Raw genomic sequence first — 25584 nt, 5'->3', positions numbered from 1 at the left:
TTATCAGAAGCCAACCATTAAACCAAAGTTGACCACGCGCTGAATCGGATAACCCAATCCTTTACCACCCATTTCAATATCCCAGAGTTTGAATTTGGAGAAAGTGAGCAGGTTGGTAGCGTTGGCGTATACACGCAGATTAGACATATGCAGGCGCCGTGTCAGGCTGGTGGGAAGGGTATAACCCAGTTCCACCTGTTTAAGACGAAGGAAGGCGCCGTTGCGCATAAACCAGGTGCTGGTTTGCATGCTGTTGGTATTCAGCACAGGGCTCAGGCGGGGCCATAAAGCGTACAGGTCTCTGTTTTCTTCAGACCAGTGGCTGTCTGCATAAGCTTTCAGCAGCTGTGTTTCTCCGATCACTGATTTATCCTCGCTGTTATTGATAAAGGGAGAAGTAGCCTGTACATCGATCCAGAAGGAAGAGCGGGCAGATCCCTGGAAGAAGGCTGAGAAATCCACGCCTTTGTATTTGGCGCTGAAACCAAAGCCATAGATAATTTCAGGCATGGTAGGAAAACCGATGGGTACCATATCGCTGGGCGTGATCTGGCCATCGCCGTTCACATCGCGGTATTTGATATCGCCGCCCATGGTTTTGAAGTTACCGAAAGCCTGTTGGGGAGAACTTCTTACTTCTTCATCATCGATGAACAAACGTTCAGCGATATAGCCCCAACGCTGGGAGATCGGATAACCTACGTGGTAACGGTAAGCCTCATCATAACGGGGTTCTTCATACGCCTTAAATTTGTTGCGGGCGTAGGTGAAGTTGGCACGCAGTGTCACAAACAGGTTTTTACCGATGTTACTGTTATAATCAGCGGTGAAGTCGAAGGCATTGGATTCAGCCTTGCCTACATTGGCTTTGGGCGTAGCCTGCAAGCCCATGGTTTTGGGTGTGGAAGCCCTGTCCATGAGGATATTGTAACGTTGTTCGAAGAAATATTCAGCGATGATGTCCAGTTTGTTGAACAGGCTTACTTCCAGCCCGAACGTAGAGTTTTTGGCTGTTTCCCAGGTGATGGCCTGGTTGTCGTAGCGGCCGATGGAGATACCGTTGCGAGAATACCCACCATTGGTACCGAATGTAGCGCCCTTTTTGGAATCATTCATATTCACATTGGAGAGATAGAAGAAACGGTCATCTTCATTACCTATCGCGTCGTTGCCCACCAGGCCGTAGTTGGCTCTGACTTTGAGTTTGTTCACCACATGCTCCAATGGTTTGAAGAAATTTTCGTTAGACACAAACCAGGCTATACCTGCAGAAGGGAAGAAACCATACCGTTCTGTTTTGTAGAAACGTTCGGAGCCGTTGTAACCGAAATTGAACTCACCAAAGAAGCGGTTATCATAAGAATAGGTGGCGCGGCCGGAAAGTCCCAGGTTCCTGGATGGCAGCGACTTCTGCAGGAGGTTCACATTGGAACTGTTATCATCAATCGTCTGGAGATTGTTGCGTGCAATGAAGATCAGCATACCTGCCAGGCCGTGTTTATCGAACGTACGGTTGTAGTCAACAGCGGATTCCAGATAAAACGTAGAAGCCACAGTTCTTTTACCCGGTACATAGTTAAGATAATCGGTTCCCTGATCAGGGTTGATATCCCGGAGCACGTAGGTGTTATTCAGTTTATCATAGTTGGTAGCGCTGTACCAGAAGGGAATATATTGCCTGGACACATCGAAGTAGGCTTGCCTGTTGGTGTTCATCATGGCTCTTACAGACAGGCCCTTGGTGATGAAGGAAGACAAGTCCTGTTTGATCTCAAACTGTGCGAGCATGAGCGAACGGGAGTATTGTTTGTATCCTTTCACCATGTCGGCGTAAGGGTTGAGGTATTCGCCGTTGTTGAAGTTACCGAAGAGCGGATGTGTTACAAACTGGTGTGCATCGTCAGCTGGATAAACGGCCGGAAACAGCACCTGGTTGGACCAGATCATTTTCTGGTAGAGTTTTTCACCACCATCGACAGGGCCTTTATATTCATCGAAGGTGCCATGCAGGCGTACCATGGCGCTGGTGGATTTGGTAACACGGATATTGACGTTGGAACGTAAGGTATAGGTAGTGAGGTCGATGTTGTTGTTAAAATTGTTTCGTCCGTCTACGTTGAGGATACCGTTATCTTTCGTATAGCCGCCGGAGACGAAGTAGGTGGCTATCTGGCCGCCACCGCCGAGGTTGAAGTTAGCGCGTTTGTTAACGGTTTGTTTTTTAAACAGCATCTCTTTCCAGTTGGTAGTAGGATATACATCTTTGTTGGTGCCGGCTTTGGTGTTGTCTATCTGGCTCTGGGAGTAGATTACAGGCGCCAGTGGATTTCGTGTTAGCACGGCTTCGTTATTCTGTTCCATGTAGGTGATCGGATCTGCCAGCTGCAGGTCGCGGGTAGGCGAAGAGATGGAGTTTTCGAGGCGGAGGTTGAGTTTAGCCTTACCTTCCTTGCCTTCTTTGGTGGTAACGAGGATTACGCCGTTGGCGCCACGGGCGCCATAGAGCGCGTTGGCGGTAGCGTCTTTCATGATAGAGAAGCTGGCGATATCGTCTGTATTGAGCCGCGCCAGTTCTGTTACATCGTATTCAATACCATCGATGAGGATGAGCGGACTTTTCTTATAACCGAAGGTGGTGGCACCGCGGATAAAAAACTCTGCGTTGTCCATACCGGGTTCTCCGCTGCGCTGGTAGGCGATTACGCCGGCGAGGCGTCCTGCCAGGGCGGTAGTGAGGTTGCTGGAAGGAACTTTCAGTTCACCCGGATTGATGGTGGTGATTGAACCGATTACAGAAGCTTTTTTCTGTTTACCATAAGCTACCACAACTGTTTCGCTGAGCTGGCTGGCGGAGTTTTTTAGTTGAACGTTGATAACACTGCGGCCATTGAGCGCCACTTCCTGGGTGGTGTATCCCACCATCGTAAACACCATCACAGTGGTGTTATCCGGTACTTCCAAGATATAACGTCCGTTCATGTCGGTGGTGGTGCCGATGTTAGGACTATTTTTTACGAGGACAGTTACACCGGGCATAGGAGATCCGGCGGTATCGGTCACCTGGCCCCGTACTTCTTTTTTAAATACGTTGTTGGCAAATGCGTCGGCGGCAGGCATATGCAGGCTGGTGATGTTTGCAGCTGCCAACAGTTGTGCAGGGACTTTCCCTGGCACCAGGAGCAGTAATGAGGCAAACGCACTGCATAACAGAAAGAGAAATCTTTTTTTCATGTGAAATTTATTTAGGCAGACCGTTTGCGACAGGCATAGGTCTCTCGGGCAGGGCCTTGGCGTAGCTCCCGCAAGTAATTAAACTGACTTGGTTGATGTTAATGCTGTATTCTTCTTATTGTGGTGCTGGTAAATTTTCGTACATGCGTACAGGTTTGTTTTTAGTGGTTGATAATATTAACCGCAACCGCTGATGAGTCTGATGCTGCTGATGTTCCTGATGCATGGATTTGCAACCTTAACCGCTGATACATCTGACTCTTCAGATGTTACTGCAACCGCTGATGCATTTTGATACTCCTGATATGGGAGAGGCAACTGCTGATTGTTTGAGGTTGCCGATACTTCTAATGCATTGGTGCCAAATAACTGCAATCGTTTGCATATAAATTGCAGAAAAAAATCACGTCCCTGGCTGGTTTCATATTCTGCCAGGTTCGCTCAATCTATTGAACTGCAATCGTTTGCATAAAAATAGGCGAGTATACTTTTCCGTTATACCGTTTCCGGAAATAATCATTCGCCAAAAAATCAGTGGATAAATTGTCGTCTTCAGAATTTCATAACGCTCTTTAGTACAAGGATCAGCTTTCGTTCGGTAGTGGATCTACAGTCTTTGATTTACAGCACATTTCAGGATACACAGCCATGGAATCATTCAGTTCGCTCCAGGCAATAATTTCGGTTGAATTTGTAACAAATATGAAGAAAATTATCGTAGGTTATACATTTAATTTTAACAAAGGCTTATATTTTTTTCGCTGTGAGGGTGGAAAGTATATTTAACCCTAAGACAATAAAAAAAGAGACCAGCGGTCTCTTTATATTAGTTTTGTTTGGCTCGTCGTCCTGCTGCCAGTACGCTATTGATGATTAGCTATCCAGTTGGAATCCATAGACTTAGTAGTAAAATTCCATATCAACTCCCTATCGTCCGCGATGTAACGCTTCACACAGATATCACCATCTTTATCTACCTTAAAAGATATTCCATGGTATCTTAATACTGCAGGCAAGTTTTCTACTATTAAATCATTCTCTTCCACAACACAGAAATCATTGCCGTCAAATCCCGTCGGAATAAATTTCACATAGCTATTCCAATAAGAATATATACCGGCTGTCAGCAATACAGCCCCTATAAAGAAAAGGATTATCCTCTTTTTGTATCTAACCAATAAGCTCTTCATATATCAACTTATTATTTTTTGGATTCAATTTTCCATTCGAGATCAATATTATCAGACAAGATCCAATTAAACTTGATGCTTCCCGTAACAGAGGTAGTCCAGTTGCTCCGAAGACTGTAGGACTTTGCTCCTCCCTCTTCTTCGAGGTAAATACCGTCATCATCTTTAACATTACCCTCGCCTGGTATGTGTACGGCAGAACCAACATTCCAATCATACCGGTCAACCGAATTATTTTAAAAAATCTTGCCGTCCTTTTCTCCAACTTAAATTTCTTGGTAGATGTAATCTGGCTAGCACCACTTGCAAAAAACAGTTCACTAAAATAGGATGGGGCAACTTTTACATCCCAAAACTCCTCCAGAACGTTAGACTCACCATTCTTCAAGGAAGAAGCAACGGCAATCAAACTTCTTTCAAATCGCCCGATATTTTTCTTGTAAGCTTTTTCAAAAGCTCTAAAAGACCTCAATTTATCTAAAGGTACATGAATAGCTTCGCCTGATTTATTTAAAAAGTATTGTAAATTGTCGGCAGCAAAACCATATCCAAATTGTCTACCTCTTTTAATTATACGTTCATATCTGGCGCGAATTTCATCTGTTTTACCCATATTCTTTTTTCCTTTCCGTCCTGAAAATCGAATACTCCAACACTCTTTTCCATTTAGACTATCAAATCTACTATTACATCAATTGCAACACAATACGGCTATATAAGAGAGCCTGTCGTAATGGCCAGGCTGCGACTCACTGTTTTAGCTCACATGTCACACACGTGCGACGGCATAAGGGTTTATTTATATTTTATAGTTCTCCAAAGTAGTATCAATTCAGTCACAACTAATATCCCTATAGTTATAAACGATATTAATTCAAGTTTTTCAAGTTCACTTTGCGATATAATTTCAACTTTTATACCCAAATAGCCTAATCTTGGTTTGATATACCCAATTTCATCATTTGAAAATACAGATGATAAACAGTAAACTAATGCTAGTAACGAACATAATAAGTATCCCCCTATAATTTTTTTCTTACCACTCTTTATCAGGAAAAAACTATTTACTATCATCAAGAGAAGGATTATCCAATCGAAAAATCTTGTATAATCATTATAAAATCTACCCGGAGTTAAAGCAATAATTACTACAATAAATATATTTAGCGTAATTGAAAGTGTTTTCATAATTATTTACTTGAAGGTATTTGGAATTTAAATCTTCTTCTAATTCTTTCAACCCACTCCATACCGATGTTGCCAGGACAAAATCGGTTATTTATAACCTCCTGAAAGAAATATGTCATAATGTGGTAACTGAACATTCTAATAGACGGCCGATATTAGCAGGGAACAGAACAGCGCTACAGTTTCCATAAGTATTTCATTAGATATAAAACAATATTAAATAGGTCACAGCGTCAACTTATTTGACATGAGTGGATCTACAAACAATATCTGCATCCTATAAGGGATGCAAAACGAATCAATACATCCGATGTTTAATCTAAGAGGAGGATCAAGGGTTCAAAGCTGAGTTGGCCCGGTTGCCATTGCCCATAATATGCGTAAATTTTATCTCCAAAAACTAAAAACGGTGGCTCAATACTCATAAACTGTTTAACGCGACATCTCTAGAAGTAAAACCCATGATAATAACGCCAAGGCTTCAAAACTTAAAAATCTATCTAAAAAAAGAAAACTGACCAAAATGTAGCTCTTACTTTTTGGTCAGCTTCACTAGTTTTGTTTGGCTCTTCGTCCTGCTGCCAGACCTTGTTTCGCCCATTTACGCAGGTCCTTCTCATCCGTATATGCTCCTTCCGGCGCACTACGATAAGGTTCATATCCCAGCGTACCATCTTTCTTCGGTCTTCTCAACCACTCACTACCAGCAGCATCCCATGCCAGGTCGCTCTCATCATCCGTTCTGAACCATAACTTCGACTCTGCCACATAAGCAAAGAGCATCCCATCCAGATAAATAGCCTGCCCCTCCATTGTCGGCCGGGTACTGATAGGCCCTATCGGCTGCATTGATTTTCTCACCCAGGAGATTAATTCTTCGTCGTTCATAATCATACCACGAAGGTAAGGGATTTAGGAGGAAATGATTAGTGGCAACTGTTCAAGCTGTTCATGACTCACATCCGGAATGATAAAATCACGCTCCCTTATTTCACAGTACCATTGTTCAGGTATCACCAGTCCGTTCTCTGCGACAAAGTCAGCAATATTATCCAGCCAGAGCCATTTACCATCGGTCCTGTAAGCAACAGTATCTCTCTTTATCTGTCCATCAAAAGGAGAAGGGAAACTTATGCCGCTTGTTACACAAACAATAACACCGTTATTCAAATATTCAATTAATCTCTTATCATAACCTGCATTGATTTCATGATTCACAAAATCCTTTATAGAAGGATATTTCTCATAACCTTCTCCGTATTCCTTCCATGGCCCCAACCATTGATAGGGCCAGTCATGTAAGGTGTAACTCATCTTTTAAACATTTTTAGAATGTCATTTCAGCCAGTACCTATAAATGTTGGCGCCGTGATTTTGGCAACCATCATATAATTTTAAAAACGTCGTTTTCATCTACCAGCTGCCTGACAACTCCTTGTTCACCTGCGTCAGTGATTAGAATCCAGGTATAGGGATTAAGCAGATTATCGCTTATCCTCATGCCTTTCTTTATCCATATCAAGATAAGCGATAGACACTTCGTTTTTGAAAAACTGTGATAAGTTGGTTAGTAGATCTTCCTGATCAATACAGTCTTTGATTATCAAACTGAACATCTTTCTGCTAATTTGTTGGAATGAATCCTAAAGCTGAAGATAATACATGCACAATAAAAACGAAGCAGGGGATCACCTTTTCAGATGATCCCCTGGCCCCTATTAAAAATATTCTCCTACTTATTATACTTCACCGACACATGCACCAATCTGCATGAAGCTGTCGTCGATAATGTTCCGCCGCTAGCTGCGGTAGTGGTGCCTACGTTTTTATTCGCCACTCTCAACCGGACATACAAATGATCTTGTCCGGATGCTGCCTGTGGCAGCTGGAAGTTCAGCACTTTATATCCTGCCACCTGTGTAAGCAGGGTATTAGACCAGTTGGCCACATCTTCAAATGTGAAGCTGCCTAAACTATTCCAGCTGGTATTATCCGCCGACCATTCAGCTACGAAGTTGCGGGGGCCGCCGATATCGGTGTTACCTTCTATCTGTAAAGACACTGGTGTGCTGATGCCGGCAGTAGACATTTCTATCGCCCAGTATTCACCGGTATTGGTAGTGTTGTTCCACCAGCCTTTGGCGCCCCAGCCACCATTGGCAACGGCGCCCTTGTTGGTGGTAGGCTCCTGTATCAGCGCGTTGTAATCCGTAGTGCCCGAGATACCGTTGGCGGTATAGTCGAGCCATTTTTTGCCACTCTGATAAATACGTCCTGTGCCGATGTCCGGGGTAAGCGGATGCTGCGCATCTGTAGGCGTAGTAGCGTATTCGGTTTTAAACCGGCTCCATTCTGCCAGCACATTGGAGAAGCCATTATTCCGGTCATCATTCAGCGCGATGTCTTCTCTCTTCAGATGACGAATGGAATAACGCCCGATATCACCGCCATAACGTTCGTATTCTTCATGTACCAGGATGCCGGTGATATTGCCGGAGCCTTGCGGCACCCGCTTGCCATCGCGACGGTAAGCAACATCCAGGTTGGTAAGCATATACATGCTGCTGCCCTGAATATCGCGGATGCTCGTGGGGTAACAATCCATCCTCGCCGTATAACCTTCATTGATATTCGTAAAGGAACCACTAGGGACGGATATTTCCACCTCTTTGAGTTTTACATAGGTATAGAGATCATTGTCTGTCAGCTGTGACATATATTTTTCTCTTGGCTGCAGTACTCCGGTACCTACATCTTTTTTCATGATATGTACTACATCCAGGTCTGAGATGATGGTCCGGGAAGGATTTGGCAACTGCTGAATGCTGGTGCCTTTCAACCATATTTTCACACGGTCGTTGAAGTTAAAGATATTATCACCAGGTGTTTTGGTCCTGAAATAGAGGCCACTGCTGCCATCCAGACTTTGCACGTAAACGGCTATACTGTTTTCCGTTTTATCCAGGTTGTGTTTGTTGGCGGGTGTATTGAGGTTGCGGGCGATATTGGGATGTCCTTTGTCGCTGACCACAACCCCTTCCACATAGATATTCTCATTGATCACGCCGTTGGCCAGTGTTTGTTTTACATAGGCAAAATCCTTTTGTATGGCGCCTTCATAACTCATCCCAGGCTGTTGTTTGATAAGGATGGTATCTCTGGTGGTGGTACCCAGTGCATCCAGGTAACTCAACCGCAACGCCACGCTGCGGGCTGTCGCCAGCTGGTTGGTATCTACCTTAAAAAACAGATACCCGTCTTTTATCTGCAGGCCGGATACCCAGTTGGTGGTACCGGAAGAATCGTAGCCATACCCTACTGTCATCAAATCCAGTGGTATATTGGTATTGATGGCTGATTTGTACGTTCCCCCGTTGGCGATAGTCTGTGCTGTTTCATCGGTGATAGCCAGCAGTGGCGTAATACCTTTCTGTTGCAACACGATGGTATCTGATTTACCGCCTCCTTTGACTACCAGTTTGGCTGCACGGGGTAACTGACCGCTGTTGTCCTTTACCTCTATCAGCGCATTGCCTTTGCCATGCCCGCTGCTGGTTTGCAGCTGCAGCCAGGGTGTTTCTGCTGCCAGCTCCATATTCCAGTCGCCGTCGGCATATACGATAATGCGGGTAGTATCGGCGCCAGCGCCTACCTGCACAATGCGGGTATCAATGCCCAGCGGAGTGCTGAATTTATAATCTTCCGTTTTGCGACACGAGATGATCCCCAATAATAAACAGGCTGTTATAAACAGATATTTTCCCATGGCGGTTTTTATTTTTTAATTTCCATGTATACCGGCTGGTGATCGGAGTATTTAGCTGTAAAATCATCATAAATGAAATGACAGGTCTTTAACTTCTTTGCCAGGTCCTTACTGAGATAGATGTAATCAATGCGGGTGGTGGTACGTATGGTATCCTTTCCGGAAACAGCCTTTTCCTGCCTGTCAGATTCATAGATAGCATCTGTAAAACCGGCATTCAGCATACGCTGCTGTACGTCGTAATCTATCAGGTTGCCATCCACCAGGTTGTCGATATTGGGATTTTTCTTGATAGCGTTGGCCTGCCAGCCCTTGATTCTGTTGGAGTCTAGCCGGTTTTTATCCAGTGGTGTATTGGAGTTGAAGTCTCCCATGATGATCCAGTTGCCCTTATCATTTTTTCTTTCTGTATTGGCCAGGATACTGGCTATCTCTTCTCTTCTTTTGCGGTACTTGTGCGGATTGAGATGCAGCACAACAACGTTATAGCCGTTCACGTTAGCCATGATAAAGCCATGGGTCATGTTTTCATTCACCTTCTGAATATCGGTGATAGGATATCTGGAAGTGAGGCCGGTAGGATAACCATTCTCTTTTACGATCACGGCATAAGGATGCCCCCAGGTAGCGGCCAGTTCTTCCAGTGATTTCTGGGTAAATCCATTACATTCCTGTAATGCCATGATATCCGGGTTGAACTGTTTCACCCACTCTACAAATACTTTCTTCCCTTTGGTAGTATCGGTGGTCATTCCTTCCAGGATGTTATAACTCAATACCCGAAGCGGCGCCTGTGCCTGAGCACCGGCTATATAAAAAGGACAAAACAATAAAAAAGCAATCTTCAGAAAACGTTTCATGATAAATTATTTATAAGCTGGATTAGTTAAGGTGCCGCCGGAACGCAGTACTTCTTTGTCCGGTATCGGATAGTATTCATGGTAAGGGCGAAGGTTGTTTTTGATGACATCATATTCTGTAGCGGATGTCTGGCTAACAACTTTGTAGAAGGTCCCCCATCTTACGAGGTCCCATTTACGACCGTATTCTCCCATCAGTTCACGCGCACGCTCTTTTTTCACTTCTTCAAAAAACTGATCTTTACCGGGATATGCGGGAAGTTTAAGGCCGTCGTATGCCCTGGATTTAACTTCGTTCAGGCATTGCAGTGCGAGCCCTGCGTCGCCGGTTTCATTGGCCGCTTCAGCCAGCATCAGCAATGCGTCTGCATAACGGAACACTTTCTGGTTGTTACCATCAGACACATTGTCCATGCCCGGGCACCAGAATTTAGGCCCCATCCAGGCTTTGCCGGTACCATTGTTTTGCATGGGCCGTTTGAAATAGGTGCCGTTATAGCTGTAGGCCAAAATAGTTTCACGACGTGGATCTGCAAAGTCATACAGTCCCATGAAGTATTCAGTAGGTGTAATGGAGACGAAAGGATTGGCTTTGGAGCCCAATTCTGGTATGTTTACCCCATCATAGGTGCTGGTACCTGCTGTTTTGGTGGGCGTAAAGAAACAGGCCACTGTAGATGTTTTCCTCAGACCGGTGGCCGACCAGGTGAACTGTACTTCAAAAATGGATTCCGGCGTGTTTTTATTACGGAACCAGGTATCCTTTAACGGATACTGCGCCAGTTGGCCATAAATCTTGCGAATAGCCTGCATAGCATCTGCACATACCTGATATTCCTTATTCCACAGTGCCATCTTACCGATAAGCATATACGCCATAGCGGCAGATATTCTATTTTGAGGCACCTCTGAAGTACGTGCCTGTGGCAACTTCGGCGCATATTCCTGCAGTTCTTTGATCAGCTTGTCCCTGGTTTCCACCGCACTCATTCTGCCCAGTTTCATCACCTCAGTCAAAGCACTCAGACTACTGATATTCTGCGTATAATATGGTACATCGTTGAAAGTACTGGTAAGGAGATAATAGTACAACGCCCGCAGCGCCACCGCTTCCGCTTTCAGCGCAGGTTTCCGGTCGGCGGCCACCTTAGCATTTTCAATGCCATATATCGCCGCATTGCAATACATGATACCATTATAACAGGCCGACCATAAATTATCACCCATTCCAGGATTGGCTGGTGATATTTCGAATTTGGCATCCAGCGCGGATGAGTTCAGGAAAGCCAGGTCTGTAGCAGCTTCCTGCGCAATCATGAAATCAGCTGTATACACGCTGTTGAGCGGAATATAACAACCGTTCAATGCAGCAATACACTGATTCTCGTTCTGAAAAAATTCACCCGGACTAACAAAGCTACTGGGATCTTCCTCCAGCAGTTTTTTACAGCCGGTGGACAAGCTAACACCCGCCAGCAGCAATAAAGAAAGGAGATAACTGTATTTTCTTTTCATACCAATACTTTTAGAATTTTAATTCAGCACCAAAAGTGATCGTACGACTGGACGGATAAGCCCCGTTGTCCATGCGACGAATAGTAGAGCTTCCACTCTGTGTAGACACTTCCGGATCATAGCCGTTGTAATACTTCCACAACACCAGGTTATTGCCACCCAGCGACAGCGAAAGTGATTGCAGTTTCTTATGTGTGATTTTGCTCAGGTCAAAAGGATAAGCAATGGAGAAATTCTTGAAACGCAGGAAGGTGGCCGAATGCACAAACCGATCGTTGGGAATGTCATCTTTGGAGTCTGCCCTCGGATAATCGGAATTCGGATTCCGCACGGGATGCCAGGCATTCACCATATAACGGAATTGATTGCTCAGATAAGTACCAGTGCCCATAAACAGTTCGGTAGGATTATAGATCTGCCCACCCACACTGTAGTTGAAATAGAAGGAAACACTCAGCTTTTTAAAACGAACGGTGTTCTGTATACCACCATAAAAGTCAGGATCTGCGTTGCCCAGGTACACCAGGTCTTTGTTGTCGAGGATACCATCATGGTTTTGATCGATGTAGCGCTGACGACCGGGAGAATAATAACTAACAGCTGCAGAAGCATACTTTTTATCTATTTTATCCTGGTCTATTTCAGCCTGACTTTTCCAGGTGCCGGCGTATTGCATGCCCCATAAGGCATTCAGCGGTTGTCCTTTTTTATAGCCATACATCATGTATTGTGCGCCATAAGGATTATCATATACAGACACTTTATCGAGCCCGCCGATATCTTCCACTAACTGCTTGTTACGCGCGATGGTGAAAGTAGTGGACCAGGAGAAATTTTTTCTACTGATATTTTCAGTGTTGATGGACAGCTCAATGCCTTTGTTGGATGTTTTTCCGATGTTGGCCAGCCTGGAGCTGTAGCCGGTATGGCTCGGCAACTGAACGGTCAGCAACAGATCTGAAGTAAAACTTTTATAGAGGTCCAGGGAGATGTCTACCCTTTTGTTGAGGAAAGACAAGTCCAGACCGGCATTGTAGGAAGTAGTTTTTTCCCAGGTGAGTCCTTCGTTTTCAATACGGCCGGGATAATACGCTACCGGCTGTGTACCATTGAAAAGATAACCGGAGGAGGTGGAGTTCATCCGGGATAATGACTGATAGCGGGATATCGCATCGTTACCGGAAGTACCGCCACTCACACGAACCGACAGTTCGCTGATATCACGGAAACGTTTCATGAAAGGTTCACTGGTAACATTCCATTTGAAGGCGGCGGAAGGAAAGTAAGCCCATTTGTGATCTTTGGAAAAGTTGGAAGCACCGTCTGCACGGCCGGTGGCAGTGAGATAGTATTTATTCTTGTAGTTATAGTTGATGCGTGCCAGGTGCGACATGCGGCCCTGGTTTTCCAGCGATGAACCAATAGAGATGGTTTCTTTGGAAGGCAGTGCACCTATATCATTTGGACCAATGCCGTCAATAAAATAACCACTACCACTAGCGGTCATATTATTAAATTTTTTCTTCTGCAGGGTGAAACCGTACATCACATCGAGGTTGTGCTTACGGTTCCAGGAGTTTTTATAGGTAATGGTATTTTCATTCAGGATGTTATTATCATAATAACTGCGTTTATAGGCAGCTCCTCCGCTATTAGCATTGGCGCGGGAAGGCATGGTAGATGGTGTAAACTGGTTCTCGTTTTTGCTGTAGTCTGTATAAGACAGGGTTGAACGAATGAGTATATTTTTCACCGGCGTGATTTCAATGTAGCCCATAGAGCTAAGGCTTTTCTCCAGTGCATCATTCTGTTTCAGTTCTACGTTGGCTATTGGCGAGTCAAACAAGGTACCGCTGTACCACTGGGTGTTCCAATCGTTGAAGCTGCCATCAGGTTTGTACGCTGCCATGGTAGGTGCCAGGAAAATAGTGGAGCGGTACCATAACGTGTTGGTGCCTATATCAGCGTTATTGAGCTTACGCATCAGCTGTGAATAGTTGAACCGTACACCAGCCTTCACGTAACGGCTGATGGTCCTGTCTAGGTTCAAACGCACCTGATAACGTTGCATACCGCTGTTTTTGATGATACCCTGGTTGTCGTTATAGTTGGCCGAAAAATAGTATTGGGTGGCTTTATCACCGCCATTGGCCGACAACGTATAGTTCTGATAAGGAGCTACACGGGTGATTTCTTTGGTCCAGTTGGTGCCTTCACCCAGGGAAAGCGGGTCCGGATAAGGATATTCTTCAAGCGGGCGGGTAGGGTTAGCCGCGTTGCTGAAATAAAAACGATCGTTTTGTAACTGGGCAAACTCAGTAGCATTCATCAGGTCCAGGTAGCGGGGCAATACGGAGCTGCCCAGGTCTGAACGGAAGGTGAAGTTGGTTTTGCCTGAACGGTTGACACCGGATTTGGTGGTGATGATGATGACACCATTGCTACCACGGGAACCATAGATAGCAGTGGAAGAAGCATCTTTCAATACGTTGATGGAGGCGATATCAGAAGGGTTCAGTTCATTCAGACTGGTGATACCGTCCATCAGACCATCTACGATATACAGCGGTTCGTTGCTGGCGCTGATAGAACGGGTCCCACGGATACGCACCGACGTACCGGCGCCGGGCTCTCCGCTTGTAGATACGATCTCAGCGCCGGCAATACGGCCCTGCAGCATCTGGTCTACCCTGGTGACAGGCAGGCCTTCAATATCGGCAGGACGTACTACAGAAACGGCTCCGGTAAGGTCTTTTTTGGCCACTGCGCCATAACCGATTACGACTACTTCGTTGATATCTTTTTTAGCCGGTACCAGCTGTATCGTCAGCGGTTGTTTATCATGAGCCAGGGAGATCACTTTTCTTTCAAAGCCAATATAGGTAACAAGCAACGTAGCATTACTACCAGCTTCTATACTGAATTCTCCTTTTTCATTAGTCTGTACACCACGTGTACCGCCGGCAACGGCTACTGTAGCACCAGGTAGCGGATTACCTTCATTGTCGGTCACTTTTCCCTTTACTGGCGGGTCTTTGGCCAGCTCCCTGTTAGTCTGCGCTGGTACCACTTCTACAGAGACGCTGTTCTTCTCCTTGATGGTAATGGTTTTCACGCTGATCTCAAAATCGATCGGCTGGTCTGCCATCACCGTGCGGAGAAAATCCACTACGCTCATGTTCTTTACCGCCACTGTTACAGGTTTGGTTTTACTGAGCATAGCTGTATTGTAGAAAACAACATATCCGGTTTGTTTTTCCAGGACATGAAAGATCTCTCTGAAAGAAAGATTTTTCCCGGCGAGGGTGACGGTTTGTCCCATGGTTCCGGCTTGTACCTCCAGGCACAGGATAGCGGCAAATAGCAATATACATGGCCATAGGCGGCGCTTGCCGGATGGCCGGCTGCTGTTCTGACTGGACCTATGGCCAGGCGGAAATGAAGATCTTTGTGTGTAAAGCTGTTTTGTGAACATTATGATTTCAGAATTTGTATGAAGGATCGTTACAGGCAAACGCTGCCCTGCTGCGCATTCTGGCGCAGTAATAGTTGGTATGTAATTATTGATTACTGTGTGATGATTAGTTTTTTTCCGTTCAGCTGATAATGTACGTTTGATATTTCCAATATCCGGAGTACATGGCTAAGACTCAGGTCTCGCTCCAGTTTCCCGCCGAAGCGGATATCAGGAATACCTTTTTCATAGATCACTTCTATGTCATACCATCGCTCCAGCTGGTTCATGACAGTTTGTATATCGGTATTATCAAACTGAAACATACCTTCTTTCCAGGCAGTCACCTGGCTGGTATCAGCCTCTTGCAGACGAATAGCTTCATTGTTCATTACCGCCTGCTGACCGGGTTTCAGTATCATTTTATGTTGGGCGCTCACCACCTGAACACTACCGTGTAACAGTGTGGTAGCCATTTCGGGCTCATTAGTATAGGCGTTTACGTTAAACCCTGTTCCGAGTACTCTTATTTCCCGATGATCACCGGTTTTTACCCGGAAAGGTTTGGTAGCAGCCTGTTTAATCTCGAAATAGGCCTCCCCGGAGAGTTCCACCACCCGCTCTGCTCCTGTAAAGGCGATAGGGTAACGGATAGAACTGGCTGCATTCAACCATACTTCGGAGCCATCAGGCAGCACCAGATGAAAGATACGGCCACGTGGGGTGGAGAGTGTGTTATACGCGGCAGCTGTTTGCTGACCACCTGTATAAATAATGCTTCCTTTTTGTAATTGGATAGCGGCACCTGTTGTATTACTGATACTGCCGGGTTGCAGGCTGTCCAGTGCTACCTGGCTGCCATCAGCCAGTGTAAGTATAGCGCTCTGCGATGCAGGCCGGATGTCTTGTATGGCCAGTGTTGGTGAAGCAGAGGGAACGACTGTCCGCGTGTTATGCCCGAAATAAAACCAGGAAGCACCCAGCAGCAGGCAAACTGCCGCAGCAGCAGCCCACCAGCCCATCTGCACCAGCCGGTGCTGTTTCTTCTTTTGCATCCTGGTATGCAGAATGATAGAAAGAATTTCCCCGGCCCGATGTTCCGGGAGAACCAGCTCCTCCTCTGTTTCGGCAATTACCTCATCCAGCAGCTGCAACAGCTCTTCATCGTGCTGCGACTGTGCAATGAGCTCCTGCAGCTCCTTTTCCTCAGCTGCCGTATTGGTACGATCCAGTGATTTACGAAATAATGACTTGAAATAAGACATCCTGTTGACCGGATTTATGACCGGTTACATCAAAAGAAATCCCTTAAAAAGAAAAATGGGTCAGCGGACTACAGAAAAAATCTGCTTCATAACAATTCCTTAATAATCAGCAGGGCGGCATAGGTGCCCAGGTGGTAGCTGCAATAGGTGCGGATAAACTGCATCGCCTCTGCCAGATGGCGTTTCACGGTTTCCGGAGAAAGATTCAAGGCTTTGGCGGCTTCTTCTCTTTTCATACCATGTTCCTTGATCAGATGGTATACTTTCTTTTGCTGGGGAGATAACTGACCAACGGCATCCTGTAATATCTGACGATACTCTTTCTCCAGCAGCATAGAGCTGGAAGTATCTGCCGGTGTCAACAACCATTCTTCTTCCTCGGTGATGGGGCGGTCAGTGGCGCGGTGAGCCAGTTGTTTAAGTGTCTTAAACACACGATTGCGTGTAATGGTAAATAGCCAGGCTGTAAAGTATTCCAGCCCGGGTAACTGTTCCCTTTTTAACCATACTTTCAGGAATACATCCAGTACGATCTCTTCGGACAGCTCCTCAGAACCGGTGATCTTAAATGCAATCGTGTATACTTTGTTACGATATTTATTGAAGAGCGTTTCAAAAGCTTTTTCATTGCCGCTGGCAATCGCACGGAACAGGTCAGTCTCTGTATGTAGCTCGCGGACGTTCATCCATATAGATTTTGGTCACAAATATAGTATGGTGTACAGGTCACTGTAAAGGCTATAGGAAAAACCGTTAACACATGAAAACCCTATCGTTAGCTGCAAATCCGCCAGTGGCCGTTGATTCCGATAATCCCTACACTAATATCAGTCAGCCGGAATTCATAATTATATAACATTAACTGTGATGTATATGATTCCGTTGATGTTCCTGATGAGCGAAGATAGGCATATAAAATTAAGGCTGTTTGATTGAATCAAACAGCCTTAATTTTATATGTTATATTTCTTTCGCTAATATCTATGCTCATCAGGTACATCAGCGGAATCATAAACATCACAGTTCCTTGTAGATATAAATTTCAATTTTCCCATCTTTAGTAACAGTACCTCTGTACATGCCTTCCGTATTAAAAGGCATGGCCATGTTACCGTTTTTATCGAGGGCGATGAGACCGCCATCGCCGCCCATGTCACCTACTTTTTTGATCACTGTTTTACCGGCGTCCTGTACGGAGAGACCTTTGTATTCCATCAGGGCAGAGAGATCGTAGGCCACTACGTTGCGGATATAATACTCGCCCCAGCCGGTGCAGGATACGGCCACTGTATTGTTGTTGGCGTAGGTGCCTGCTCCGATGATGGGAGAATCACCTACACGGCCGTATTTTTTATTGGTCATGCCACCGGTAGAGGTAGCAGCGGCCAGGTTACCTTGTTTGTCTAACGCTACCGCACCTACGGTGCCAAACTTATTATCTTTGTTAATGATACCCAGTTTGGCAGGATTCGTATAGGCGTTGGAGCGGGCAGCAGCCAGGGAGTCTTCTTTCAGGGCTTTCTGCAGCGCTTTCCAGCGGGATTCGGTCCTGAAGTAGGAAGGATCTACTATTTCCAAGCCTGCTTCTTTAGCAAATTTTTCAGCACCGGGGCCTATCATCATTACATGCTCTGATTTCTCCATTACAGCACGGGCAGCGCTGATAGGATTACGGATCACAGTCACGCCTGCTACGGCGCCGGCGGCTCTGTTTTTACCGTTCATAATAGCGGCATCCAGCTCGTTACGGCCATCATGTGTAAACACCGCACCTTTGCCGGCATTAAAAAGAGAATCATCTTCCATCACCCGCACGGTGGCCTCTACCGCATCCAGGCTGCTTCCGCCGGACTGTAAAACACCATATCCTTTTTCCAGCGCTTTTTTCAGGGAAGCTTTGTAAGCAGCCTCCATCTCAGGCGACATATTCTTTTTCAGGATAGTGCCCGCGCCTCCATGTATCACCAGCACATAAGGCCCCTTTTTCTGGGCCATGCCTGTGTTCCAGGACAAAGCCAGGCAACAAACCAGTAATAGATAGCAAAAACCTCTTTTCATGTAAACTGTATTATTTTAAGATAATCAAATCTGCTTCGTTTTCAACACGCCATTTTCCACCCACCACCAATACCAGGTACCACCGCTCGCAGCTGCAGGATCAAAGTCGGATACCCGGAAACTACCGTTGCCGGTGGCTGACGCCGGCACTTCATATACCTTCAGGGCCTGCCCGTTACAGTTCCACTGCAGCGGCTGCCCTTTCACACAAAGTTCAGGTTTTTTAAGACTATCTGTCAATATAAAATAAGCCTTGCTGGCACCAAATACTTTGGCCATGCCCTGTTCGTCGATACACACGGCTGTTTTCTCATCCGGCGCGATGCCTCTGGGGAAAATACCATGATCAGCAATGATACGGCTCATAAACGTTACATGCCTTCCCTGACGGTGACGTTTTACATAATGCTGGTCGCTGATCACCAACGACAGATAAGGTGCATGCAGGAAGTCGTTGTTATATACTGTTACCAGTGAATCATACGGATTAGCCAACACACTGTCAGACACCGCACTGCCTCCTTCTCCGCTGTAATACAATCCGCTGAGGATAGCACAGCCTGCGCTGGTGCCACCTACCGGCACTTTCTTCTCCTGCAGCAGGTAGTTGATCGCAGCCCCTGTTTTGGTACCGCGCCAGTTGTTCATATAACGGGACTGGTCCCCGCCTGCAATAAACAACATCTCCGCATTACGAATGATCTGCGCTACGGTATCATTATTTGCCAGCTCCCGGCTGGTGATATTCAGCGTCTCCACAGAATTTACCTTACCCAGGGAATCAATGTCTGCATTATAACTTCCGTTGTTGGAAGCTGTCAGTACCACCACATCACCACCACCACTGCGTTCTATCATCCATTGAAAAGCGCCGTTTACATTACCGCCGCCGCCAATCAGCGCCACCCCTCCTTTTACAGGTGTGGTAACATCGGCTGTATCACCAATAAAGCCGATAGAAGCCGGGCGGCCCGGTATCACACGAGGAGCTGTTTGTTGCTGACAGGCATTAAAATATATAGCCGTCACCGTTAACAACCCTATCAATTTATATCCTTTCATCTGACAATCTTATGGGTTTACTAATAAGGCGTATTCTGCACCATGTTTTTATTGGCTTTAGTCTCCGCATCCGGAATAGGGAACACATATCCCCTGTCACCAGGATTCAGCAATACCGCGCCCAGCGTATTTATTGCATCTTCAGGATCTCTGGTCACCGGCAACTGTCTTCTGCGGAGATCAAACAAACGATGTCCTTCAAAAGCCAGCTCCTTAAAGCGTTCGTTATATAAGGCGGTGATCAGTGCATTTTTATCGGCAAAAGCTTCCGGCGCATAACCGTTGATACGTGCAGCACGCAGGTCATTCAGGTCGGTGGTTGCTTCGGGTAGCCTGTTCAGCTCCGCCAGTGCTTCTGATCTTATCAGGTACATCTCTCCGGTACGGAACAGCTTAATATCCGCCAGTCCCGGGTTACCGGAGTTTCCGGCATATTTGTTCACCAGATAAGCTGATTTACCAGATCCACGCGTATCATCATACTGGATATAGGAAGTGTAACGTACATCATTGTCTTTATCGAATTGTTTGATCAACTCGAAGGAGGGAACGTATAAGGCTACACGTTTTTTGAAATATACACCGCCGATCAGACCGTTGTTGGTACCTGCCATCTGTTTCAGCTTCCAGATCACTTCTGATTCATCAGTATCCTTCCAGATACCGGGGAATTTGCTTATGGAGGCCAGTGGTATGGCATTGATGGCTTCAGTGGCATAGGTTACGGCATCATCCCATTTTTTTTCGTATAGGGCTACCCGTGCCTGTATAGCAGCAACAGCTGCCACGGTAATACGGGTGTTATCATCAAAAGAAGCAGGGACCAGCTTTTTGGCGGTCTTCAGGTCAGCTTCTATTCTGGTCATCACCTCCCCAAAAGTATTACGGGCAGGGGAACTGATCACAGAAACATCCATGAAAGGGACACCCAGCGCACTGGCAGTATAAGCCTGTGCATAACTCTGCAGCAACTGAAAATGACAGTATGCTCTCAGTGCCAGCAGCTCACCCTGGTACTGCTCTTTCTGTGCCACTTCATCTCCTTTGGCAGGTATCTTCGGTAAGGCCGCCAGCACGCGGTTGGCACGGTCTATCGTTACATAATACTCATCGAAGGAGGAAGTGATGGTACCACTTCCGGGATCTATCTGCCAGCGGTAAGAGGCTACTCCCCCACCGGTACCGTTTTCACTGGGCAGCATACATTCGTCTGTCACCAGCGATACATTGTATATTGTATTATAGGTAAGTCTTGTGTAAGCACCCAGCAGGCCGCCGTTCAGGTCAGACACATTGCGGAAGGTTCTTCCCGGATCAATGATCTTATCGGTAGGCGACAGGTCCAGCTGTTTGTTGCACGAAAGCAGGCATACCGGCAGCATCAGCGCCAGGTATTTAACGGTATGTTGAAAATAACGGATCATGATGTGCTGCGTGGTTTAAAAGTTAACATTCAGGCCAAAGGTGTAGGTACGTGCACTGGGATAATCGAAGCGCCCTTCGCCATTGGCATTTTCCGGGTCAAAACTTTTCCATTTGGTCCAGGTGTACAGATTCTGGGCCTGGGCAAATATCTGTACACCCTGTACAAATTTCAGCTGCGACAACACTGTCTTCGGCAGATTATAACCGATGCTGACATTTCTTAAGCGCAGATAAGAAGCATCCTGGATATCTCTGGATGAATAACCGCGTTTAGTACCAAAACGAGGCAGGATCGCGTTATCATTGGGTTTCTTCCAGCGGTCGTACAACATGCGTACAGACTGGTTGCTGCTGGCGAAAGCAGGGTTTTCATTGTAATAGTCTTCGTTGAGATAACGCATGGTTTTATCAGCGAAGGTGAACAATGCATTCAGATAAATCCCTTTCCAGTTCACACCGGTATTGAAGCCACCGGTGAAGGGCGGGATATAGGTACCAAATTCAGCTACACTGAGGGCTGTTTCGTTATAGTCGCTGGTAGTTTTGCCTGTCCTGTCGTAGTACAGGGGATTGCCGGTTTGCGGGTCTACACCGGCCCATTTGGGCGCGTAATGAGAACCATAAGGCAGTCCTACCCGCACGATCTGTGAATTGCCCTGTGCAAATTCGTTGGCCCCACCCAGATCAGTGATCACGTTTTTATTATAGGCGAAGTTAAAGCCAACGTTCCAGGTGAAATCCTTACGTTTCAACACATCAACCTGTACATCCATTTCAATACCTCTGTTGCGCATAGCACCGGAATTGAGGAACATACTGCTGAAGCCGGAAGTGATAGACAGCGGCTGATCTATAAACAGGTTGTTGGTAATCTTGTTATACACATCTGTCACGATACGGATACGATTGTTCCAGATACCAAGGTCGAAACCGACGTTTAGCTCTTTGGCGTATTCCCAGTCGTAGCCCAGGTTTCCTGGCGTTGAAGGCACAATAGCCGGATGACCTGCATACTGGTCTGTTCCATAAGTGCGGAAGTAGGCGAAGGGCCCCAGTGTGGAAAACGGATTGGCGGAAGTACCATAGCTGGCGCGGAAGCGCAGGTTATCCACAAAACTCACATCTCTCAGGAAATTCTCTTTCTTCACTTCCCATCCAATACCCACAGAATAGAAGCCATGCCATCTGTTGGAAGGAGGCACGGTAGAAGCGCCATCATAGCGGAAGCTGGCGTTCAGGGTGTATTTTTCATCAAAAGTGTAACGACCTACTGCAATATAAGAGGCCAGTGCACTGCGGGTACGGCCACCACCCAGCACAGGGCTGAAAGGCGATCCTGGCGTAATGGCTGCTGGCGTGGCTGGCAGACGGCCATCGAGATCGAAGCCGGTGTAGTCAAAAGCGCGGTAGTTGTTCTTCGTAAATTCGAAATAACCAGACACTTCAAAATCGTGGCGGTTGGCAATATTTTTTGAATAGGTAAGGCCGGAAGTAGTGACCAGAGTGAAGTTGCGGGTGACGCCTTCTCCGAAGCTACCTTTTTCTCCGTTGTCTACTTTGTAACCGGAGTAGGAATCCGGGTTTACATAACGTTCTGTGGTAGTTTCCCTGAAATCGAGACCCAGTCTGGTTTTAGCTACCAGCCCTTTAGCGATGGTGAAATTCAGGGATGTACCGATGATGCTTTTCAACTGGTTGTCTTTGCTGCTGGTGTTAAGCAGGGCTTCGAGTGCATTGCTGCCTTCACGCAGATCATATACAGGGTATACGTCATCGTTATAGTTAGTGACCAGCGTACCATCCGCTGCATAAGGATATTCATAAGGCAACGCGTAATATACAGCTGCCAGCGGGTTCTGGCCGCTGCTGGAAGCTTCTCTTTCAATGAAGGAAGATTCTGAATAGGCGAGTCCCACGTTGATGTTGGCGGTCAACCGGCCGGCATTGAAGTCCACATTGTTTTTAAGGCTATAACGTTTTAAGCCGGAGCGTCTGGCGATACCCTGCTGATCGTAATAGTTCAGTGAGCTGTAAAAACGAACGTTATCATTGCCGCCGCTGGCACTCAGCTGATGTTCCTGGAACTGGCCGTTTTGCAGGAATATCTTACGCCAGTCAGTGTTGGTATTTCTCAGGCTGTCCAATATATGATCCGCTTGCCTTTGTTCTTCGGGTGTTTTGGTGGCATAGTTGGGGTTCTTTTTTGAGTACTCCCAGCCGGGGCCCAGATTGGAACCGGTTTCCAGCCCTATCTCTTCTTCGAACTGCAGATGTTCTGCGGAGTTCATCATCTTGAATTTGGGCGTGGTCATATTAGAGAAGCCGTATTGTGATTTATAGGAAAAAGATACTTTACCCGCCTGTCCTTTTTTGGTGGTGATAACGATCACACCATTGGAGCCGCGGGAGCCATAGAGCGCTTTGGCAGAAGCATCTTTTAATACAGTCACTGAGGCGATGTCTTCGGGGTTGATACCCTGAAACTGTCCTGCTTCGATAGGAATACCATCCATCACGTATAATACAGAGGAGCTGCCGTTGATGGTACCTACACCTCTGACGGTAACGGTGGCAGCTGTTCCGGGCTGACCGGAGCCGGCAGACACCATCATGCCGGGCACACGCCCCTGGAGGATCTGTTCGAAGCTGGCCATTGGTACCTGTGTTATTTTGTCGGCCCCTACTACGCCGGCAGAAGCGGTGGACTTGTCCCTGGCATAGTTCGTATAGCCGGTTACCGTTACTGCGTTCAGTGTCTTCACATCTTCCTGCAGGGTAACATTAATTTCGTGTCTGTTACTGATCTCCACCTGTCTGGTAGTGTAGCCTACCAGCGAAAACTGTAGCAGACGGGCATTATCAGGTGCGGTGAGTGAATAGGTTCCATCGGCAGCAGTGAGTGCACCGGCATTGGTGCCTACCGCTCTTACCGTCACACCGGGCAGCGGGAGGTTATCGATGCCTTTTACTGTTCCGCGGATAGTCATGTCTACCGCGGCTTTTGGGGCAGCCTGGTCGCTGGCGTACACTACTACCAGCCCGTCTTCTTTCTGGGACCAGGCCAGGCGTGTGCCGGCAAAGGCTTGTGAAAGTACGGCCTGGAGTGTGGCGCCTTTGGCGGAAACAGACACTTTCCTGTCTTCCGGCAATGTCTTGTCATGAAATACAAACCGATAGGCGGTTTGGTGTTCCAGGGTTTTGAGTAACTGTTTGATACTTGTTTCCCTGACTTGCAGGGTAATGGATTCCTGCGCGAAACAAATAGCCTGTACCTGCAGGCAGGTCAAAAAAAGCAAGATGGTCAATTTCATAGTGAGCAACAGTTTGCCGGCGGGAACAGATTTCCCTTTCCATTTCAGGAATACAAGTTTTACCATACCTTTGATTGGGTTTAGTTGATGATCGTACAGGACATTATCTGGCCTATTTCCGGGGAGGTGGGCCAACACTTCCCCGTTTTACTTTGGTTGATGATGTATTGCGATGATTTTTATTTACTGATAATAATTGTGTCGTTTACCATTTTGAAATTAAAGGGATAGGATAACTGCAATGCGTCCAGTGCTTTCAGAATGGTTTCACTTTCAAAAGTGCCTGAATAACGATACTGTTTCACGGCTTCGTCGGCAAAGGCAATCCTGATACCATACCATTGCTCCAGTTTACCGGCAATCTCTGATAGTGGTTCATTCTCCATTTCGAGGCGGTTGCGTACCCAGGCAATCTCCCGGGCTTTGTGATCCACCGGGTCGGCATCGAGTGGTACTACCTTTAGCAGGGGTGTTTTAGCGGATGACTGGTTGGTGGCATCTGTCAGGATGGTGAGTTTCTGGTTGGGCTGCAGTACAATTTTCTGCTGCGGCTGCTGCACACAGGTGATTTCTACTTTTCCCCTGAACAGGGCCGCTTCTGTAGCGGGGTGTCCTACATAGGCGCTGACATTAAATACAGTCCCCAATACTTTAATATCCAGCAAAGCCGTATGCACCATAAAAGGGAGCTTTGCATTCTGGTTGACATCAAAAAAAGCTTCACCTGTCAGTGTAAGCTCTCTGTTCTGCTGATTAAATCCCGGTGCCAGCTCCACGCGGCTGTTCTTCCGCAGGATAAGGGAAGAGCCGTCGGGTAATACAACAGATTTACGTGGTTCCTCTCCGGCCGCTATGATGGTAGCGCCGGGCTGTCCGGCCATGGTACCATGGCCATACCGGCTAAAAAAATAGGTACCGGCAGCCAGTACTACTACGCCGCCCACTATGGCAGCGTATTTCCATACCGGTAACCTTTGCCGGGCTACCGTTACGGGTACTGGCTCCAGTAAAGCCTCTTGTAACAGGTCGTACTGTGCCAGGCCATCCTTCAAATGTTTTAGCTGTTCTGCGCGGCCCCCCTGGCGGGCAGACAGTATTTCCACCAGCTGTCTGGCTTCTGCCATCACAGCTGCTTTCACGGGATGCCTGGCTATCCAGTCCGACCAGAATATTATGTCAGCTTCGCATTCTTCCCGGCAATAACGCTGGAAAGATTCGTCACATGCAAGTTCCGTTGCATCATAATCCAGGAAGTTCAT

At 46.6% G+C, this 25584-nt stretch carries 17 protein-coding genes; all 17 read right to left on the bottom strand.

Translation table 11 applies throughout. From position 1 onward, the window contains the following. Positions 1-3 precede the first annotated feature (3 nt). On the bottom strand, positions 4-3231 hold the full coding sequence (locus DF182_RS18445; RefSeq protein WP_113617305.1) for a SusC/RagA family TonB-linked outer membrane protein: 3228 nt from the start codon (positions 3229-3231) through the stop codon (positions 4-6). Between the two features lie 863 nt (positions 3232-4094). Further along, a complete protein-coding gene (locus tag DF182_RS18440; protein WP_113617304.1) occupies positions 4095-4421 on the bottom strand; it encodes a hypothetical protein in 327 nt (108 codons plus the stop codon). Beyond that, a complete protein-coding gene (locus DF182_RS18435; protein WP_113617303.1) occupies positions 4402-5034 on the bottom strand; it encodes a hypothetical protein in 633 nt (210 codons plus the stop codon). The genes DF182_RS18440 and DF182_RS18435 overlap by 20 nt, the downstream gene beginning before the upstream one ends. Positions 5035-5216: 182 nt before the next feature. Beyond that, a complete protein-coding gene (locus tag DF182_RS18430) occupies positions 5217-5609 on the bottom strand; it encodes a hypothetical protein (RefSeq protein ID WP_113617302.1) in 393 nt (130 codons plus the stop codon). 552 nt (positions 5610-6161) lie between these two features. Beyond that, complete coding sequence (locus tag DF182_RS18425) at positions 6162-6503, bottom strand: TfoX/Sxy family protein (protein WP_113617301.1); 342 nt, start codon at positions 6501-6503, stop codon at positions 6162-6164. 18 nt (positions 6504-6521) lie between these two features. Next, on the bottom strand, positions 6522-6923 hold the full coding sequence (locus DF182_RS18420; protein ID WP_113617300.1) for a hypothetical protein: 402 nt from the start codon (positions 6921-6923) through the stop codon (positions 6522-6524). A gap of 418 nt (positions 6924-7341) precedes the next feature. Next, positions 7342-9375, bottom strand: coding sequence for a DUF5689 domain-containing protein (locus tag DF182_RS18415; RefSeq protein ID WP_113617299.1), 2034 nt, complete (start codon positions 9373-9375; stop codon positions 7342-7344). 8 nt (positions 9376-9383) lie between these two features. Further along, a complete protein-coding gene (locus DF182_RS18410; protein ID WP_113617298.1) occupies positions 9384-10235 on the bottom strand; it encodes an endonuclease/exonuclease/phosphatase family protein in 852 nt (283 codons plus the stop codon). A gap of 6 nt (positions 10236-10241) precedes the next feature. Beyond that, positions 10242-11750, bottom strand: a complete 1509-nt coding sequence (locus DF182_RS18405; protein WP_113617297.1) for a RagB/SusD family nutrient uptake outer membrane protein — start codon at positions 11748-11750, stop codon at positions 10242-10244. Positions 11751-11760: 10 nt separating this feature from the next. Continuing rightward, complete coding sequence (locus DF182_RS18400) at positions 11761-15225, bottom strand: SusC/RagA family TonB-linked outer membrane protein (RefSeq protein WP_113617296.1); 3465 nt, start codon at positions 15223-15225, stop codon at positions 11761-11763. Between the two features lie 92 nt (positions 15226-15317). Then, positions 15318-16469, bottom strand: coding sequence for a FecR family protein (locus tag DF182_RS18395; protein WP_113617295.1), 1152 nt, complete (start codon positions 16467-16469; stop codon positions 15318-15320). A gap of 86 nt (positions 16470-16555) precedes the next feature. Next, positions 16556-17155: an RNA polymerase sigma factor gene (locus DF182_RS18390; protein WP_113617294.1), complete on the bottom strand. Its 600-nt coding sequence runs from the start codon at positions 17153-17155 to the stop codon at positions 16556-16558. A 331-nt stretch (positions 17156-17486) separates the two neighbouring features. After that, positions 17487-18527 (bottom strand): isoaspartyl peptidase/L-asparaginase family protein, encoded by a 1041-nt coding sequence (locus DF182_RS18385; RefSeq protein ID WP_113617293.1) that lies wholly within the window; start codon positions 18525-18527, stop codon positions 17487-17489. A 24-nt stretch (positions 18528-18551) separates the two neighbouring features. Next, entirely contained in the window at positions 18552-19589 is a 1038-nt protein-coding gene (locus DF182_RS18380; RefSeq protein WP_113617292.1) for a cyanophycinase, read from the bottom strand. 20 nt (positions 19590-19609) lie between these two features. Further along, positions 19610-21013: a RagB/SusD family nutrient uptake outer membrane protein gene (locus DF182_RS18375; protein ID WP_113617291.1), complete on the bottom strand. Its 1404-nt coding sequence runs from the start codon at positions 21011-21013 to the stop codon at positions 19610-19612. 15 nt (positions 21014-21028) lie between these two features. Continuing rightward, positions 21029-24391 carry a TonB-dependent receptor gene (locus DF182_RS18370; protein WP_211327161.1) on the bottom strand — a complete coding sequence of 1121 codons (3363 nt, stop codon included), beginning with the start codon at positions 24389-24391 and terminating at the stop codon, positions 21029-21031. A gap of 113 nt (positions 24392-24504) precedes the next feature. After that, entirely contained in the window at positions 24505-25584 is a 1080-nt protein-coding gene (locus tag DF182_RS18365; RefSeq protein ID WP_113617290.1) for a FecR family protein, read from the bottom strand.

This window comes from Chitinophaga flava (genome assembly GCF_003308995.1).
Taxonomy (GTDB): Bacteria; Bacteroidota; Bacteroidia; order Chitinophagales; family Chitinophagaceae; genus Chitinophaga; species Chitinophaga flava.
This window is presented reverse-complemented; position numbering and strand designations above follow the sequence as displayed.